Below are 15,114 nucleotides of genomic sequence, written 5' to 3' on the forward strand. Positions count from 1 at the left end.
AGGGCAATATGATAAACTTGCTTTCGCCATGTCAAAACCAAGGTCAGCCAGAGAGCGTGCCGCACGAGCACTATGCCGCAAGGATGGCCATCCGGAGAATATACCCTTCGAGGGCAGGCCCATGTGGCAAAGTTATCTGGACGTGGTAGATACCGTGATTGCGGTGTTGGATGAGGATAGAGGTTCGCCTGCAACATAATTGTCAGGATAAAATCATCCCGGCTTGATCCGAAGCGGCAGTCCGGCAGTGACCAGCACCACCTCAGCAATCTCACCGGCAAGTTTCTGGTTCAGTCGGCCTGCCGCATCGCGAAACGTCCGTGCGAGCGCGTTGTCGGGCACGATTCCTAGCCCAACCTCGTTGGAGACGAGCGCGATGGGAACACCGCAAGTGGCAACCGTCTGGCACAGAATGTCGCCTGCCACTTCGATATCAGCCCCGGCGAGGATCAGATTAGACAACCACAATGTGAGGCAATCGACCAATATAGCATCCGCTTCTTGCGCGGCAGAGGAGATGGCATCAGCCAGATCGAAGGGCGCTTCAATCGTGTGCCAGAGGGCGTTACGATCGGCGCGATGGCGCGCGATACGGTCGGCCATTTCTTCATCGAGCGCCTGGGCGGTGGCGACATAGGCGAGTTTGCCAGGGATTTCCTCTGATCTAGCCTGTGCGTACCGGCTTTTGCCCGACCGGGCCCCACCAAGAACGAGAAGCGATTTCATGGCCTTCCTCCACGCGCAAGTGCGATCAGCCCGTCGATATCGAGATGCCGTTCAAGCGCCTCGGCGATGTCATCGAGTGCCGCGTCAACCGAAGCTACGTGATCATGCCCCTGGCTCTGTGCGCCCATTTTCTCCAGTAGGGCGCGCCGCAGGTCCGTAGATGCAAACAGGCCGTGGCAATAAGTGCCCATAATTGAGCCATCCGCACTAACCGCACCGTCGCAGCGCCCATCCGCAAAATGCGCAAACGGATTCTGCGTTGCCGGGCCATATGTGCGGCCCATGTGCATCTCATAGCCCCCGAACTGCTCGTCCAAGGCTTGTCCCTCCACCTGCCGCAAGGCCTTATCGCCGCTGAGTTCGGTTTCAATGTCCAGCAGGCCGAGGCCTGCACTCTCACCGGGCGGGCCTTCGATGCCCAACGGATCGGCGATCCGCTTGCCCAGCATCTGATAGCCGCCGCAAATGCCCAATATTGCTCCACCGCGCCGATGATGCGCGAGGATGTCGATGTCCCAGCCTTGCGCGCGGATCGCGGCCATATCGGCCAGCGTCGCCTTGGAACCGGGCAGAATGATCAGCGCCGCTTCGGCCGGAATGGGTGTACCGGGCGGGATCATGACCAACTCGACATCGGGTTCGAGTTTGAGCGGGTCGAGATCATCAAAATTGGCGATGCGCGGCAGGATCGGGCAGGCAATCAGCGTGCGGCCTGCCGGGATATGACGTCCCTTTTCCAGCACCACCGCATCCTCGCTGGGAAGGCGTGCCGCCGCCGAAAGCCATGGCACGAGGCCATAGCCGCGCCAGAGCGACCGCTCTTCAATCGCGGCATAGCCATCCTTGAACAACGCCGGATCGCCGCGAAACTTGTTGATGATAAAGCCGCGTATCATGTCGGCGTCCTCAGGATCGAGGACAGCGCGTGTCCCCACCACCGCCGCGATCACGCCGCCCCGGTCGATATCGCCGACCAGTACTACCGGCACATCCGCGGCGCGCGCAAAGCCCATATTGGCGATGTCGCCACCGCGCAGATTAATCTCGGCAGGCGATCCTGCCCCCTCCACCACCACGATGTCGCACCGTGCCCGGAGGCGCTGATAGCTCTCCAACACTTCAGGCAGCAGGCTACGACGCCCCTCGCGGAAATTGCCTGATCCCAGCGTGCCGCGCACCTTGCCCTGCACGATGAGTTGCGACGTATGGTCGGCCTGCGGCTTCAACAGCACCGGGTTCATATCCGTATGCAGTTCGGCTCGCGCGGCGAGTGCCTGCAGCGCCTGCGCCCGGCCGATCTCGCCGCCATCGGTCGTGACGGCGGCGTTGTTCGACATGTTCTGCGGCTTGAACGGCAGGACCGTGATTCCGCGATTGGCAAGCGCGCGGCACAACCCGGCAACCAGCACCGATTTGCCCACGTCCGACCCCGTTCCCTGTAGCATCAACGCAGCCATGTTACCCCCGATACAACGATCCACAGCAACGCGCAGGCACGAATATATATCTTCAGTGCCCGCTCCAACGCAGCACTGTCTGCCGAAGGACCGTCACCGATCCAAGGCTTGTCAGCCAGAGTGCCGTCATAGCTGACCGGCCCGCCGAGGCGCACGCCCAGCGCCCCCGCCATGGCCGCTTCAGGCCAGCCTGCATTGGGCGAGGCGTGCCTGTCATGATCGCGCCAGAGAATATGCCAGCCCCGTCTACCCGCGATGCACAGCAGGATTGCCGAAAGGCGCGCCGGGAGCAGATTGGCGAGATCGTCCGTGCGAGCCGCCGCCCAACCAAAATGGCGATAGGGCGACTCGATATGGCCGATCATGCTGTCCGCTGTGTTGATCGCCTTGTAGACCCAGACACCCGGCAACCCCAGCAGGAGTAACCAGAACAGCGGCGCGGCGACACCGTCGCAGAAGCTTTCGGCAAGGCTTTCCACCGCAGCACGCGCCACACCGTCCAGGTCCAGCGTATCGGTATCGCGCCCGACAATCATCGCGGCAGCCTTTCGTGCAGCAACGATGTCATCCGCACGCAGGGCATGAAACACGCGGACGACATGCTCATACAGACTGCGCTGGGCAAGTGCGGGCCACGCCGCAAGCGCAAGCAGCGGCCAGCTCCATGTGCCCATGATCGCGACAATAGCATGCTGGATCAACCAGCCTGCGCCACCACCGACACCCAGCAGAAGCACGAGGGTCAGCACACCCATGAACCGCTGCCTCGCATCGCTGTAATGCTGATCATTCCAGCGCCGCTCGCATGCTTTAATGATCCAGGCGAATAGACTGACAGGGTGACCGATCCGCACATATAGCCATGTCGGCCACCCAACCGCCGCATCCAGGGCAAGAGCGGCAAGCGCGACCGGCTCACCCATCGCAAAGCGCTCCAATCAGGCGGACGACATCAGCCTCGCGTGCTGGAACGCCCAGCCGCAACCAGCGCGGGTTATAATCGAACGGGCGCGTCAAAATGCCCTTCTGCGCAAGATTCACGAACATGGCGTCGGCATTCTCGCATTCAATCAGGCGAAAATGCGGACAGCCCCCCATAGGCTGAAGGCCGGATTCTCGTAACAGCGCATCGAGACGCCCGGCACGTCGCGGCAACGCCTCGCGCGTTTCGACGATCCAGCCTTTGTCATTATAAGCCGCTATCCCGATGGCCAGCGCTGCGGCCGATAGGGGCCACTCTCCCAGAAGGCCACGCAAGGCTTCAATGATGGCAGGGGGCGCAAGGACAAAACCCAGACGGACCCCCGCGAGGCCGAAGAATTTGCCGAACGAACGCAGCACGATAAGGTGTCTTGCTGCGTTCACATGCTGTGCGATGCTGTTCGCGGGCGTCGCATCGGCAAAGGCTTCGTCTACCACAAGCCAGCCTTGTTTGCCGACGAGCATCGCATGCCACTCCATCAATTGTTCCGGCGCGATGATCCGGCCATCAGGATTGTTGGGATTGGCGAGCAGCAGGGCCAAAGGTTCATCTGGGGGCACGTCAAATGTCGCAAGCGCTCTGCCGCCGGCAAACGCAGAACTGTGGGTGCGATAGCAGGGCGAGAGATACGCGCCTGGAATATCTAGCAGTTTTCCCAAAAGACGCAGTGCAAGCTCGCTCCCCGGTACAGCGCAGCACAGTTCTGGCACAACACCGAAATGAGCGGCAGCGGTGGCTTCCAGTTCCGCGAGGTGCGCCGGGTCTGGTAAGGATTGCCAGTCGGGCGAGAGGCCATCCACACCCGGCCATGCAACGGGATTGATCCCGGTGGACAGGTCCAGCCAAGGCCGGCCACCTTCCCCGAACATCGCGCGAGCCTGCGCCAGACCGCCGCCATGCCGGGTGAAGATAGAGGTCATACAGAAATCGCCAATGCGCACAGCAACGCGGTTTCGATCAGTTCGATCCCCGCCCCGTGGCCATCACCGGAAATGCCGCCAAGGCGGGTGCGCAGCCACCAGCCCCACAGCAGAATTGCCCCTATTCCTGCGCTAAGAGCGGGCGCAAAGGACACTATCGGGGCCAGCAATCCAGCCCAAAGTGCGATCTGCCACCATTTTGTGCCATGGCGAAAGCGGCTACCCAGCCCTTCATGCAGCGGCGGCAAGGTGAGCGTCCAGACCAGCGGGCCGATCCGCGCCACGGCCGGAACCAGCACCAGGACCCACAACGAAGTACGGTCCAGCACCGCATGCAGGAGCACCAGCTTGGCGAGCAATTGAACCGTAATCGCTACAACCCCGAAACTACCGATATGCGGATCGGCGAGCACTGCGGAAAGCGTGTCGCGGTCTTTATGGGCCGCGCCTGACGCATCGGCAATGTCACCCAGCCCATCGAGGTGGAGCGCGCCCGTGATCGCGACCCAGGCAACAAGGGCGCACAAGGCGCCTACCCAGATATCACTATGCCCGCCTACCCATGCGGCCCCAGCCACGACCACGCCCACCACGAGGCCCGCCGCCGGAAGCCAGCGCATGATCCCGGCAAAATCCTCATCGCTGGCATCCACGACTGGCAGTGGCAGCCGCGTCATGAATTGCAGGGCAAGCGCCAGCCGCTTCATATGATCAGCCCAGTCAGTTGCGCGCGGCGCGGTTCCCCTGGCCAGACACGCACGCTGACCAACGCTGTGTAAGGCACGTCAAACGCCCAGCTCTGACGATAATCCAGGCCAAGCAAGCAGCACAGCGCCGCGCGGATCGCGCCGCCATGCGTGACTATCAGCGCGGAGACCGAAACCTCCGCCAGGGCCGCTTCGACGCGCTCTACCAGAGAAGACCAGCACTCGCCCCCCGGTGGCGGATGGTCTTGCGGATCTTCCCAGAAGGCAGCAAGTTGGGCAGCGTCCAAGTCCGCCGGATCAGCGCCGTCCCAATCGCCGAAGTCCAGCTCGCGCCAACGTGGATCACTACGCACCGGCAGATCTTGCCACGCGGCGATCATCTCGGCAGGGCGGCGGGCGCGCTGAAGATCGGAGCAGAGGATAGTTTCCACCGCAAGGCTGCAGCCGCGCTCGAAACAAACGGTGCAGCCCGCATCGCTGGACGGCATATCTTTATGACCGAGCATCAATCCTGTTTGGACTGGTGCGCCATGGCGCATCAAATGGAGCGTGAAGCCGTTCACAACGCCCCGGCCACGGCTGCTTCGGCAAAGGTCGCCATTTCATTATGCGCAGCGAGGGCAGAACGGACGATCTGCGCCGCTACCGCCGCGCCGCTTCCTTCGCCCAGCCGCATACCAAGGCGCAGCAGCGGCTCCAGCCCAAGACGCTCCAGCACCTGCCCATGCGCTGCTTCGGCTGAACAATGCGCCGCGATGCAATGCTGGGTTATCGTCGGAGCGACCGCAGCCAGCGGGGCAATGGAAGCGCAGCATATAAACCCATCGAGCAGCACCGGAACACGCCGCATCCGCGCGGCAAGAATCGCGCCAGCCATCGCCGCGATTTCGCGCCCGCCGAGCCGCCGCAGCGTTTCGAACGGACTACCGCAATGCGGGCCATGCAGCTCCAGTGCTCGGTCAACGGCACCGATCTTGCGAATGATGGCCGCATCGTCGATCCCACTGCCGCGCCCGACCCACGCTGCGGCCTCTCCGCCAAAAGCCTGCGCGCAAAGCGCCGCAGCAGGCGTGGTGTTGGCAATGCCCATTTCGCCCACGAACAACAGGTCGATCCCATCGCGAACCACTTCCGCCCCGGCATTGAGCGCCGCCAGACACTCGGCCTCGGTCATCGCGGGTGCTTGAGTTATGTCCGCCGTGGGACGGTCAAGATTAAGCGCCACAACCTCCAGATCAGCCCCACAGGCGAGGGCGAGCGCATTGATCGCCGCTCCGCCCTGCCGGAAGTTGGCGACCATCTGTGCCGTGACTTCCGAAGGGAAGGCGCTCACGCCTTGCGCGGCGACACCGTGATTACCCGCGAAGACTGCTGCGTGGATGCGGTCTGCACGGGGCCGTTCACGGCCTTGCCAGCCCGCCATGAACAGGGCGATCTCTTCCAGCCGCCCCAATGATCCGGCGGGCTTGGTCAGTTCGGCCTGCCTGACCGAAGCGCGCTCGATGGAAGCAAGATCAGGGGGCGGCAGGTTGGAGAGCGCAGTATCAAAAGCCGCGCGTGTGGCAAGCAGGCTCATGACGCGACATATCCTTCCGGCGGAGTGCGCGCGATGAAACGTCCCTTCACCCCTTCCGGCCAGTCGGCATAGCGCACCACGCCCTCTTCGCTCTCCGCGTAAAGCCGGGCATAGTCGAGGATCGCCTCGGCAGACGCGGCATCGGGTACAAAATCTCCAAGCACATAACCCATGCGACCCGGCGCGCGGATATGCACAGTGCAATGCCGCTGACATGCGAACAGGCAGGGCATTTCCTGTATCGATATGCCCGCAAGATCGGGAGATCCCGCCTGCACTGCCCGCATTGCTTCGGCGAGGAGCGCGCCGCCGCGCTGACCATCAGGATTCTCACGGCGATCCGCCGATAAACGGCAGGTGTTGCACACGACGACTGACGGACCCGCATCGACGGCGCGCAACATCAGAAGTGGCTCCGCAGGCCGAGATAGACGCTGCGACCAAGGCTGCCATAGCCGCTGGCGGTTTCATGGCTTTGATCGAACAGATTCTCGACGCGCCCAGTTATGGTCAAGCCCTTCATAACTTGCCATTGCGCGCGCAGATCGGTCAGCCAGTAATCATCCAGAACTGTCGAGCCACCTATCCGGTCCAGAGTGTGCCCCGAATAGCGTGCCGCGACGCTGGCGGTCAGGCCGAAGGGAAATTCATAACCCAATTCAGCATTGGCGAGGTGGCGCGGGACGCGGGCCAGTTGCTTGCCGAAGTTGCTGCCTGTTGTGCGGTCTTCGGCCATGACGATGCTGTAATTGCCTTCCAGATAGGCGCCGCCCAGATGCGCGCTTCCAGCCAGTTCCAGCCCACGGGCATGGGCCTGCTTCACATTGGCGTAATAGCCGAAGCGGGTCGTCGTCGTACCAGGAATATAGCATTGCGCCGGGAGGGTGCCGCTGGTCGGGCAGAAAGCAAAATCGATGAGATTGTCGGTATCGCGCTCGAACCAGACCGCCGAAATCTGCACATGTTTGCCAAATAATGCCTGCTCCGCCCCCGCTTCCCAGCCTCGCGCCTTTTCCGGCCGCAGGCTGGCGTCCCCATATTGGCTGAAGAGCTGATAGAGCGAGGGCGCCTTGAAGCCTTCGTCATAGCTGGCACGCAGCACGGTCGCACCATCGTTCAACGCCCATGCTGCGCCCGCGCTGAATACGGTATTGCCGCCAAAGCGTGAGTGATGGTCATGCCGCACACCGCCATTGAGCGTCACCCCGGTAATCGGCGTAATACGCGCTTCGCCATAGATACTGTCGATGTCTGCACGCGAGGGCGTGAGCACATAGGGGAGCGAATTGTTCGCGGGCGAACCATTCGTCATCCGCTGCTCCTCGCGCTCCGCGCCGAATACCAACTCGGCGGCAGGCGAGAGCGTGAAAATGCCCTGATATTCATAACGGTGCGAGCGGCCATTGGCGTCGAAGTTCAGTGGCCGGACAGTGCGTGTGGGATCGTAATTCTCGCGATCGGTGCGGCCTTCCAATATCGCCAACCGATTTTTGAAGCGGCCATCAAGCAGCGCAGCGTTCAGCCCCGCATAGAGCGTCCATTCGCGTGTCAGGCCATAGACCGGAGCATCGCCGGAGAAGCCATCAAAGTCATTGCGCGCATCCGACCAATAACCGCGCACGTCGACCGAAACGGTGGGAGACAGGCGCAGCGTGGCATTGCCGCTGGCGGATGTACGGCGATATCCATCCCGCTCGGTGCCGTTGGAACGCGCCGAAATGCCGTCGGTGATGAAGTTTGATCCAGCGATGCTCCAGTCCAGCACCTCGCTCTTGCCGCCGATACCGGCGCGCGCGTTCACCGTCCGCCGCGATCCTGCTTCGAATGCGAAGCGCCCCTCCAGCGGCTTTTCCGGGCGCACCGTCTGGACGTTGATGACCCCGCCAATCGCATTGCTGCCCCACAGGATCGACTGCGGCCCGCGCAATATCTCGATCCGCGCGATATCGTCCGCCAGCAAGTTGGCGAAATTATAGCCGCCGTCGGTGGTCGAGGGATCGGCAAGGCGCATCCCATCGATCACCAACACGCTCTGCCCCGAATCCGCGCCGCGAATGCGCAGGCTGGTGGCGGTGCCATAGCCGCCGTTGCGGGTGAGGCTGATGCCGGGGGTGCGCAGCAAGATGTCCGACACGGCGATCGGCTGCTCGCGCTCAATCGCCGCCTGATCCAGCACGGTGACGCTGGAGGACACCCGGTCCTGCTCCACCGGTGTGCGCAGTGCGGTAACAATGATGGTCTTGCTGTCGCTGCCCGCCTCGTCGGCATGGGCGATGGCGGGAGAGAAAGCGAGAAACAGAGAAATCGTGGAAATCGAGCTATAGATATTGGGCATAGTGTGTCCCCTTTGGTCTGACGGTCCACCCCGTCAGCCGGACAACACGAACACACGCCCGACGCATGCCAACAGCGCACGACGAGACACATGCCGCGCGGCCAGGCCGGCGGGGCAATGCTGTCGTTGCGCGAGGAACATCCTCGTTCACCCGGCACACCCTGTCCGGACGAAGAACGACTGCGTCAGGCAGGTCTCCTGGCTCACGGGTCAGCACCATTTCGGCCGCCTTCTCAGGACTTTATGCGTCCCAATGGCATATGGCCGATGGCTCTCCGCTTACAGTTGCAGGGGCAGCCGAAGTCTCGAACTCCGTTCCCTTTGAATCCCCTTTCGGGGAACCTGTCGCAGCGCGCTGGATAGTGTGCGTTGCAGCATTATGCAAGCCCTGAGCGCTTGCGTTGTTCTTCGCGCTGGCATATCGAGAGGGGGCAACGGGTGCCCGCTAGGGCTTAATCGGGAAGTCCGCAGCAGCCGCAAGGCTGCCATTGGCACTGCTCCCGCAACTGTATCCGGTGAGCGTTCTGCCACTATGCCATTGGGGTTTCCCCTGAGAAGGCGGCAGAAAGCGCATTGAACCGGAAGTCAGGAAACCGGCCCGATGCCGTCGTTCCTTCGCGCGGGCGGGATGTACCGGGTGAATGAGGGCCAGCCTCCCTTGCGGGGGGACGATCCCTTTGGCGAGCGACACTTGTGTGTACGTTTGAAGGGAAGCCGTGATGACCACCAGAAACTGATCATCCTGTCCGGGGTTTACGCCCGGCTGCTTCCTCTGTCCCCTTTTGCTGGAGAGTCCGTCATGGCCCGTTTCAAGTCGTTTGATATTGCCGTTTTTACTGCCCTCGCGCTGGTGATGCTCATCACCCGCTCCCATTCACTGAGCCAGATTATCCACCTGCCCGACACCAGTCTGGCGAGCTTCTTCGTCGCCGGATTTTATATCCGCTCGCGCCTTGCCATGCCCGCGCTATTCGCGCTTGGGCTGGGGATTGATCTGGTGGTCATCAACGTGATGGGCGGGTCGGATTTCTGCTTTACGCCCGCCTACTGGATGCTTGCTCCTGCTTATGGCGTCATGTGGATTGCCGGCCGTTTTGCGTCACGTCGCTTTGGTGCGTCGCTGGGCGCGTTGCCGGTTATCGGAGCCGTCCTGTGCGGCGCAACGTTCGCTTCAGAATTGCTTTCAAGCGGTGGGTTCTACTGGCTGGGTGGGCGCTTTGCCGAACCCACGTTGGCGGAGTTCCTGCCGCGTATCGGGCGATATTTCCCCGGCACTCTGATCTCGACCCTGATCTGGGCTGGTGTTGCCGCAGCCTGTCATGCGGTAACCGTACTAATGACTTCAGGCCAGAACGCAACGCATCGCAAATGAGCGATGTTGAAAACGCTCGCCACAAGGAGCGCGCGCAAAGGCACAAGGCAGTAGTCGATGCAAAGATCGCCGCCGCGCAGGAGGACAAGGGTCTGCTGCTGGTGCTGACGGGCAATGGCAAGGGCAAGTCCTCCAGCGCCTTTGGCATGGTGGCGCGGACATTGGGCTATGGCCGCAAGGCGGCCGTATTCCAGTTCATCAAGGGCGCGGAGAACGTGGGTGAGCGCGCCTTCTTCTCCCGCCATCCCGATGTGATCTGGGAAAAATGCGGCGAGGGGTTCACCTGGGAAACGCAGGATCGGGAACGCGACATCGCTGCCGCCCGTGCAGGCTGGGAGCAGGCGAAGGTGGCGCTGGCCGATCCTTCAATCAGCCTGATCGTGCTTGATGAGCTGACCTATCTCGTTACCTATCGCTACCTTGAACTAGGCGAGATTATGCCCGCGATCCTCGCCCGCCCGGCGATGCAGCATGTCGTCATCACTGGCCGCGCGGCGCATGATGACCTGATCGAGGCCGCCGATACGGTGAGCGCCATTCGCGACGTGAAGCATGCCTTCCGCGCCGGGGTGCGCGCGCAGGAGGGAATTGATCGGTGAACGTTGACAGCGTCCATTGTCCGGCGCTGCTGGTTTCCGCTCCCGCCTCCGGGCAAGGCAAAACACTGATCACAGCCGCGCTCGCCCGCCGCCATCGCAATGCCGGGCGGCGGGTGCGTGTATTCAAATGCGGGCCGGATTTCCTCGATCCGATGATATTGGAGCAGGCGAACGGCGCGGCGGTCTATCAGCTCGATCTGTTCATGTGTGGTGAGGAAAACTGCCGCGCGTTGCTGCATCAAGCAGCGCAGGAGGCTGACCTGATCCTTGTCGAAGGCGTCATGGGGCTTTTCGATGGCGATCCTTCCGCTGCCGACTTGGCCGCGCGCTTCGGTCTGCCGGTGATGGCCGTGATCGACGCATCGGCGATGGCAGGGAGCTTCGGCGCGCTGACATTGGGGCTGGAAACCTACCGCGACGATATCGCGGTGAAGGCCGTGCTGGCCAATCGCGTGGCGGGTGATCGCCATGCCGCTATGTTGAAGGATAGCCTTAGGAGCAGCATCCAATGGCTGGGTGCCCTGCCACGCGATGCGGGCATCGCTCTTCCCGAGCGGCATCTCGGCATCGTGCAGGCGGGCGAAATCAGCGATCTCGAACAGCGCATCGAACGAGCCGCGAGCCTGCTGCCAGACAGTGCCCTGTGGCTACCCGCCCCGGTGACTTTTCCCGCGCCGAATGATGCACCTGTCCCCCGTTTGCTCGATGGCCATCGCATCTCCATCGCCCGTGATGCGGCATTCGCATTCATCTACCCCGCCAATCTTGACCTGCTGCAGGCCATGGGCGCGCACATTTCCTTCTTTTCACCGCTCACGTATGTGGAGCTGCCGGAATGTGATGCCCTGTGGTTGCCCGGCGGATACCCCGAACTGCATTTGGAAACCTTGTCGTCCAATACCGGAATGATCAGTGCTATCCGTCGACATCATAACGCAGGCAAACCCATCCTCGCGGAATGTGGGGGGATGCTCTACTGCCTCGAAAAACTGGATGACGGGCGCGACAAAGCAATGCCCATGGCCGGCATAATGGAGGGCCGCGCCACCATGCAGCCCCGCCTCACGGCACTGGGTTTGCAGGAAGTGGCGTTTCCACAAGGGACGCTGCGCGGACACACATTCCATTATTCGCTACTGGAGACAACAGCATCGCCCCACGCCGTCGCGACCAATCCCAATGGAGGTCATGGCGAGGCGATCTACCGTTCGGGCAGCCTTACGGCAAGCTATGTCCATTTCTACTTTCCGTCGAACCCTGCTGCAGTGGCTGCGATACTGAAGCCATGATCTCTTGGGGATACGGGCAAACGGCTGTGAGTGCTTTTTGTGTAATCTTGTAGACTTACAGATCACTTTCCCCAACCTCCAAGCGATTTGGCGATCAGTCGCAAGTAGAAGGCATGTATCCCGACAAACAGGAGCGCCATCAAGGCGATCACGGGGATAACAAAACCTTCTTGGCCGGATCTTGGGGTGAGAACCATCGACATGACAACCGTTGCGGTGAGGATGCCAGATAACAATATGGGTATAAAAGCCAGTGCAAAGCGGCGCGAGGCCGTTCTGGTCACCGTGCCATCAAGAAGCCACTGCATTGGCAATCTGACTTCGTGGCGATACCGCCAATTTGCACGCCGCGACATTTCCGCAAGCGTAATTATTGCCATGAGTGAGACAATGGACTGGATCATTCCGCTGACCTTTCTTACTACTGTCTAACGCCCGCACCTGCTATTGCGCCTTGGTCAGAAATAGAAATTGCACCCGTTGTCGTATGCATGCGTGTTTACCACGATCGCTTAACAATAGCGCATGTCGGGATACGGCACCCAAGCGTCGACGAGCTACGGAATATTGCTTCTATTTTCAAGAACACATAATCCATATGACGTCAGACCCACTGCACTGCCCCGCCATCACGTCGCCCGCATCTGGCGCGCGAGCGCATCAAGGCTGTGATCGGCAATAAACGCGATGCAGCGCCGCTCAAGATCGGCCAGATCGCCGAACAACAACGGCCGGGGGAATGTCACCCCATGCTCCTGGAACATCATCGGAATAAGGATGAACCCGCAGGTAAGCCCGAGACCATGGGCGCAGCGGATATGATCGTCGAGCCGGGACCTGGGATTACCGCCCTCGATTTCGCGCAGCCAGCGGGCGCCAATACCGACGCGGGCGGCAAGACGCTCCTGGGTCAGATGCAGACGCTTGCGATGCTCTTCGATGCGCCGGCCAGAGATATATTTGATTTCCGCAAGAATGGCGTCAAATGCGGGATCGGTGCTTTGATGCGACATGCGTGAACCCCTCCTGAGAGTTGGCCAAAGCTTCCGCGCACAATCCGACCTGATCTCTTTGGTGTCATATACACCGCAGGGCAATTACCTATCGTTCCCATTTTGGGAAGATCGCATGCTCCTGCCCTGCCCTGTCTTTGGGCTAAGTCGCCTGCGTTACCGGCATATCCGAATGTGCGACCTGCCTTACCGCCGCAAGTATGTCCTGATCGCTGGCATCGCGCAGGGCAAGCAGTGCCAGTATATAAAGCATCCGTACCGGAGGGGCGGTGGAAAGTTCGCCCGAACATTCCAGTCGATCGAGAATGACGTTCGTCAGCTCGCTCACCGCATGGGAAGTGCCGACATAATGGGTAATTCCGCCTGCAAAGCTCCCGCACTCGCGCTCGGTGAGATCTGCAATGAGGTCGGAGAGTTCGGCCTGCCGGAGCAGGAGCATGGCAACATGAAGCGTCATTCCATAAGGGATGAAGTCCTGGACAAGATGGGCGAGCCGACAATGGCTTGAGAGAAAGAAATCGACGCCCTTTTCTGACAGGAGCAGCTTATATGTTCGCGATGATCTGTGGGTCATATCCGGCCTCATGAATGTCCGCTTGCTGACACTCCCCCGCTTTCCTCCCTGTAACTTAGCACGGAAGACTTAAAAATCGGCATTGCTGTGCCGGAACCCACTATTTGCGTCCGAAAGAGGGTAGCTAGCGCCCGGGCGATTGCGCGGAACCAAGCGCTGTTCCATCAGGATGGCACATTTCACCACCTGGTGACGGCAGGCGCGATCCGACCCATCGAAGCTCCCTGCCAACACTGACATGTCAACAACCGGCAGGCGCGAGGGCGGCTGCACGGAACAATGGAGCCTTGCCGTTTTCATGCTCAGCCTCCCGATCTTTCCGTTCATGCTCGTCGCGCTCGGCGTCGGCTATGCCCAGGCCCATCCGGCCCGGCACCGGCTGCCCGTCTCGCAGACACCAGCGCCGCAGCCGCATCTCGTCGTTGCCGAAGGCGATGGCGGCTTTGTTATCCACGGCGCGATCGTGCGCGCATCACAGAGCATGCAGATATCGCTCCCCAACATCCCGTTAGGGGACAGCGTTCGGCTCGACCCGCGCCTTCTTCTCTCCTCCAGCACGAAGGAAATCCCCGATGGCGAGACCCGCTAGGTTTACAACGCTGCGTACCGCAGCCTGCGCGCTTGCGCTGCTCATGAGCGGCAGCGCCGCGCTTGCCGATCCGACGAACGATGGCACGGCGGATGCGAAGCTGCTTGGTGAAGCGGCCGAAATTGCCCAGCGCCAGCTCCATCAGAGCTTCACGAACCTACAATTCGAGGAGTTTGGACCGGCACCAGTGAAAGGACCGATCTACCAGGCGATCGCAGGCGGGCGCATCCTCTATTATGCGCCGACGAGCGAACACATTTTGTTCGCGACCGTTTATGACAAGAACGGGGTCAATGTGACGGCACTCACCCAGGAGGCGAGTACTCGCAAACGGCTGCAGGCCATCGATCCGGCCCAGGCGCTGGTAATCGGCCCTTCTGATGCGCCGAGCATCATCGAGTTCACCGATCCTGACTGCCCCTATTGCCGGGCGCTCGAAAAATTCTGGGTCGCCAAGGCTGCCGAGGGCAAGCTGGTGCGACGGCTTGTATATTTCGTGAGCGGCATCCACCCTGACGCTGCCGCCAAAGCCGAGCATATCCTGTGCTCGCAGGATCAAGCCGCCGCATTCCGCGCAATCTATACGGGCGAAGCACCGAAGGATCTCGCAAAATGCGCGGTGGGTGCGGCCAAGGTGAAGGCGCATGCCAAGACCGTGCGCGAGCTCGGTATCACTGGCACCCCGACGCTAATCGCCGACGGCAAGCTTATCTCCGGATTCCAGCAGGCCGAACTCGAGGCTTTCCTCGAGAGCAAGACTGGCAAGGAAATCCGGAAGGAGGCTTCCAATGCGTCGGACTGACTCCGGGTGCTGGCCTGCCGGTCCCCTTCCCACCCCACATGGCGGACACCTGTTTCTCGGCTCCATTGACCAGACGCAGGTGGACCGGAATGCCGGCTCTCGCGGCGCTTCCCTGGAGCCGCCCACCGCGAGCGTCGGCCGACAGCGATCCCAATCGATGCCGGCAGGCAGCA

The 15,114-nt window shown here is 61.4% G+C and carries 17 protein-coding genes and 2 riboswitches; of the genes, 5 read left to right on the top strand and 12 right to left on the bottom strand.

Annotated elements, in window-relative coordinates; genetic code table 11:
• Positions 1-213 precede the first annotated feature (213 nt).
• The 9 genes from cobU to FHS92_RS02720 are packed head-to-tail and all read right to left on the bottom strand — an operon-like array spanning position 214 to position 8,703.
• A complete protein-coding gene (cobU, locus tag FHS92_RS02680; protein WP_184077262.1) occupies positions 214-726 on the bottom strand; it encodes a bifunctional adenosylcobinamide kinase/adenosylcobinamide-phosphate guanylyltransferase in 513 nt (170 codons plus the stop codon).
• Entirely contained in the window at positions 723-2,183 is a 1,461-nt protein-coding gene (locus FHS92_RS02685; RefSeq protein WP_184077264.1) for a cobyric acid synthase, read from the bottom strand. The genes cobU and FHS92_RS02685 overlap by 4 nt, the downstream gene beginning before the upstream one ends.
• Positions 2,171-3,106 carry an adenosylcobinamide-phosphate synthase CbiB gene (cbiB, locus tag FHS92_RS02690; RefSeq protein ID WP_184077266.1) on the bottom strand — a complete coding sequence of 312 codons (936 nt, stop codon included), beginning with the start codon at positions 3,104-3,106 and terminating at the stop codon, positions 2,171-2,173. Before cbiB ends, FHS92_RS02685 begins: the two co-directional genes overlap by 13 nt.
• Entirely contained in the window at positions 3,099-4,085 is a 987-nt protein-coding gene (cobD, locus tag FHS92_RS02695; protein WP_184077268.1) for a threonine-phosphate decarboxylase CobD, read from the bottom strand. The genes cbiB and cobD overlap by 8 nt, the downstream gene beginning before the upstream one ends.
• Positions 4,082-4,792, bottom strand: coding sequence for an adenosylcobinamide-GDP ribazoletransferase (gene cobS / locus FHS92_RS02700; protein ID WP_184077270.1), 711 nt, complete (start codon positions 4,790-4,792; stop codon positions 4,082-4,084). Before cobS ends, cobD begins: the two co-directional genes overlap by 4 nt.
• Positions 4,789-5,355, bottom strand: a complete 567-nt coding sequence (locus tag FHS92_RS02705; RefSeq protein ID WP_184077272.1) for a histidine phosphatase family protein — start codon at positions 5,353-5,355, stop codon at positions 4,789-4,791. Before FHS92_RS02705 ends, cobS begins: the two co-directional genes overlap by 4 nt.
• Positions 5,352-6,368 carry a nicotinate-nucleotide--dimethylbenzimidazole phosphoribosyltransferase gene (gene cobT, locus FHS92_RS02710; protein WP_184077274.1) on the bottom strand — a complete coding sequence of 339 codons (1,017 nt, stop codon included), beginning with the start codon at positions 6,366-6,368 and terminating at the stop codon, positions 5,352-5,354. The genes FHS92_RS02705 and cobT overlap by 4 nt, the downstream gene beginning before the upstream one ends.
• Positions 6,365-6,772, bottom strand: coding sequence for a DUF1636 domain-containing protein (locus FHS92_RS02715; protein WP_184077276.1), 408 nt, complete (start codon positions 6,770-6,772; stop codon positions 6,365-6,367). The genes cobT and FHS92_RS02715 overlap by 4 nt, the downstream gene beginning before the upstream one ends.
• Complete coding sequence (locus FHS92_RS02720) at positions 6,772-8,703, bottom strand: TonB-dependent receptor plug domain-containing protein (RefSeq protein ID WP_184077278.1); 1,932 nt, start codon at positions 8,701-8,703, stop codon at positions 6,772-6,774. Before FHS92_RS02720 ends, FHS92_RS02715 begins: the two co-directional genes overlap by 1 nt.
• Positions 8,704-8,874: 171 nt before the next feature.
• Positions 8,875-9,064: riboswitch (cobalamin riboswitch) on the bottom strand.
• Between the two features lie 58 nt (positions 9,065-9,122).
• A riboswitch (cobalamin riboswitch) is annotated at positions 9,123-9,319 on the top strand.
• Between FHS92_RS02720 and FHS92_RS02725 the strand changes: the two genes are divergently transcribed.
• The 3 genes from FHS92_RS02725 to FHS92_RS02735 all read left to right on the top strand — a co-directional run bounded on the left by FHS92_RS02725 (position 9,305) and on the right by FHS92_RS02735 (position 11,963).
• The gene (locus FHS92_RS02725; protein ID WP_184077280.1) at positions 9,305-10,075 is read left to right on the top strand and encodes a hypothetical protein; all 771 of its coding nucleotides are present in this window, start codon (positions 9,305-9,307) and stop codon (positions 10,073-10,075) included. It overlaps the preceding riboswitch by 15 nt.
• The gene (cobO, locus tag FHS92_RS02730) at positions 10,072-10,674 is read left to right on the top strand and encodes a cob(I)yrinic acid a,c-diamide adenosyltransferase (RefSeq protein WP_184077282.1); all 603 of its coding nucleotides are present in this window, start codon (positions 10,072-10,074) and stop codon (positions 10,672-10,674) included. The genes FHS92_RS02725 and cobO overlap by 4 nt, the downstream gene beginning before the upstream one ends.
• Positions 10,671-11,963: a cobyrinic acid a,c-diamide synthase CobB gene (locus FHS92_RS02735; protein WP_184077284.1), complete on the top strand. Its 1,293-nt coding sequence runs from the start codon at positions 10,671-10,673 to the stop codon at positions 11,961-11,963. The genes cobO and FHS92_RS02735 overlap by 4 nt, the downstream gene beginning before the upstream one ends.
• Before the next feature lie 62 nt (positions 11,964-12,025).
• Here the strand turns inward: FHS92_RS02735 and FHS92_RS02740 are convergent, their stop codons facing one another.
• The 3 genes from FHS92_RS02740 to FHS92_RS02750 form a co-directional block, all read right to left on the bottom strand.
• A complete protein-coding gene (locus FHS92_RS02740) occupies positions 12,026-12,367 on the bottom strand; it encodes a hypothetical protein (protein ID WP_184077286.1) in 342 nt (113 codons plus the stop codon).
• 225 nt (positions 12,368-12,592) lie between these two features.
• A complete protein-coding gene (locus FHS92_RS02745; protein ID WP_184077288.1) occupies positions 12,593-12,976 on the bottom strand; it encodes a helix-turn-helix domain-containing protein in 384 nt (127 codons plus the stop codon).
• A 142-nt stretch (positions 12,977-13,118) separates the two neighbouring features.
• Positions 13,119-13,550, bottom strand: coding sequence for a hypothetical protein (locus FHS92_RS02750; RefSeq protein WP_184077290.1), 432 nt, complete (start codon positions 13,548-13,550; stop codon positions 13,119-13,121).
• Between the two features lie 298 nt (positions 13,551-13,848).
• Between FHS92_RS02750 and FHS92_RS02755 the strand changes: the two genes are divergently transcribed.
• Together FHS92_RS02755 and FHS92_RS02760 are read left to right on the top strand one after the other, a co-directional pair.
• Complete coding sequence (locus FHS92_RS02755) at positions 13,849-14,139, top strand: hypothetical protein (protein WP_221230862.1); 291 nt, start codon at positions 13,849-13,851, stop codon at positions 14,137-14,139.
• A complete protein-coding gene (locus FHS92_RS02760; RefSeq protein ID WP_184077294.1) occupies positions 14,123-14,941 on the top strand; it encodes a DsbC family protein in 819 nt (272 codons plus the stop codon). The genes FHS92_RS02755 and FHS92_RS02760 overlap by 17 nt, the downstream gene beginning before the upstream one ends.
• Positions 14,942-15,114: the final 173 nt, after the last annotated feature.

This window comes from Sphingobium subterraneum (genome assembly GCF_014199435.1).
GTDB classification, from domain to species: domain Bacteria; phylum Pseudomonadota; class Alphaproteobacteria; order Sphingomonadales; family Sphingomonadaceae; genus Sphingobium; species Sphingobium subterraneum.

Coding starts and splice junctions, on each gene's coding strand:
- FHS92_RS02715 (WP_184077276.1), bottom strand. CDS start 6,772: ATGTTGCGCGCCGTCGATGCGGGTCCGTCAGTCGTCGTGTGCAACACC.
- FHS92_RS02750 (WP_184077290.1), bottom strand. CDS start 13,550: ATGACCCACAGATCATCGCGAACATATAAGCTGCTCCTGTCAGAAAAG.
- FHS92_RS02745 (WP_184077288.1), bottom strand. CDS start 12,976: ATGTCGCATCAAAGCACCGATCCCGCATTTGACGCCATTCTTGCGGAA.
- FHS92_RS02725 (WP_184077280.1), top strand. CDS start 9,305: ATGCCGTCGTTCCTTCGCGCGGGCGGGATGTACCGGGTGAATGAGGGC.
- FHS92_RS02760 (WP_184077294.1), top strand. CDS start 14,123: ATGGCGAGACCCGCTAGGTTTACAACGCTGCGTACCGCAGCCTGCGCG.
- cobT (WP_184077274.1), bottom strand. CDS start 6,368: ATGAGCCTGCTTGCCACACGCGCGGCTTTTGATACTGCGCTCTCCAAC.
- cobS (WP_184077270.1), bottom strand. CDS start 4,792: ATGAAGCGGCTGGCGCTTGCCCTGCAATTCATGACGCGGCTGCCACTG.
- FHS92_RS02685 (WP_184077264.1), bottom strand. CDS start 2,183: ATGGCTGCGTTGATGCTACAGGGAACGGGGTCGGACGTGGGCAAATCG.
- cobU (WP_184077262.1), bottom strand. CDS start 726: ATGAAATCGCTTCTCGTTCTTGGTGGGGCCCGGTCGGGCAAAAGCCGG.
- FHS92_RS02720 (WP_184077278.1), bottom strand. CDS start 8,703: ATGCCCAATATCTATAGCTCGATTTCCACGATTTCTCTGTTTCTCGCT.
- FHS92_RS02755 (WP_221230862.1), top strand. CDS start 13,849: ATGCTCAGCCTCCCGATCTTTCCGTTCATGCTCGTCGCGCTCGGCGTC.
- cbiB (WP_184077266.1), bottom strand. CDS start 3,106: ATGGGTGAGCCGGTCGCGCTTGCCGCTCTTGCCCTGGATGCGGCGGTT.
- cobO (WP_184077282.1), top strand. CDS start 10,072: ATGAGCGATGTTGAAAACGCTCGCCACAAGGAGCGCGCGCAAAGGCAC.
- FHS92_RS02740 (WP_184077286.1), bottom strand. CDS start 12,367: ATGATCCAGTCCATTGTCTCACTCATGGCAATAATTACGCTTGCGGAA.
- cobD (WP_184077268.1), bottom strand. CDS start 4,085: ATGACCTCTATCTTCACCCGGCATGGCGGCGGTCTGGCGCAGGCTCGC.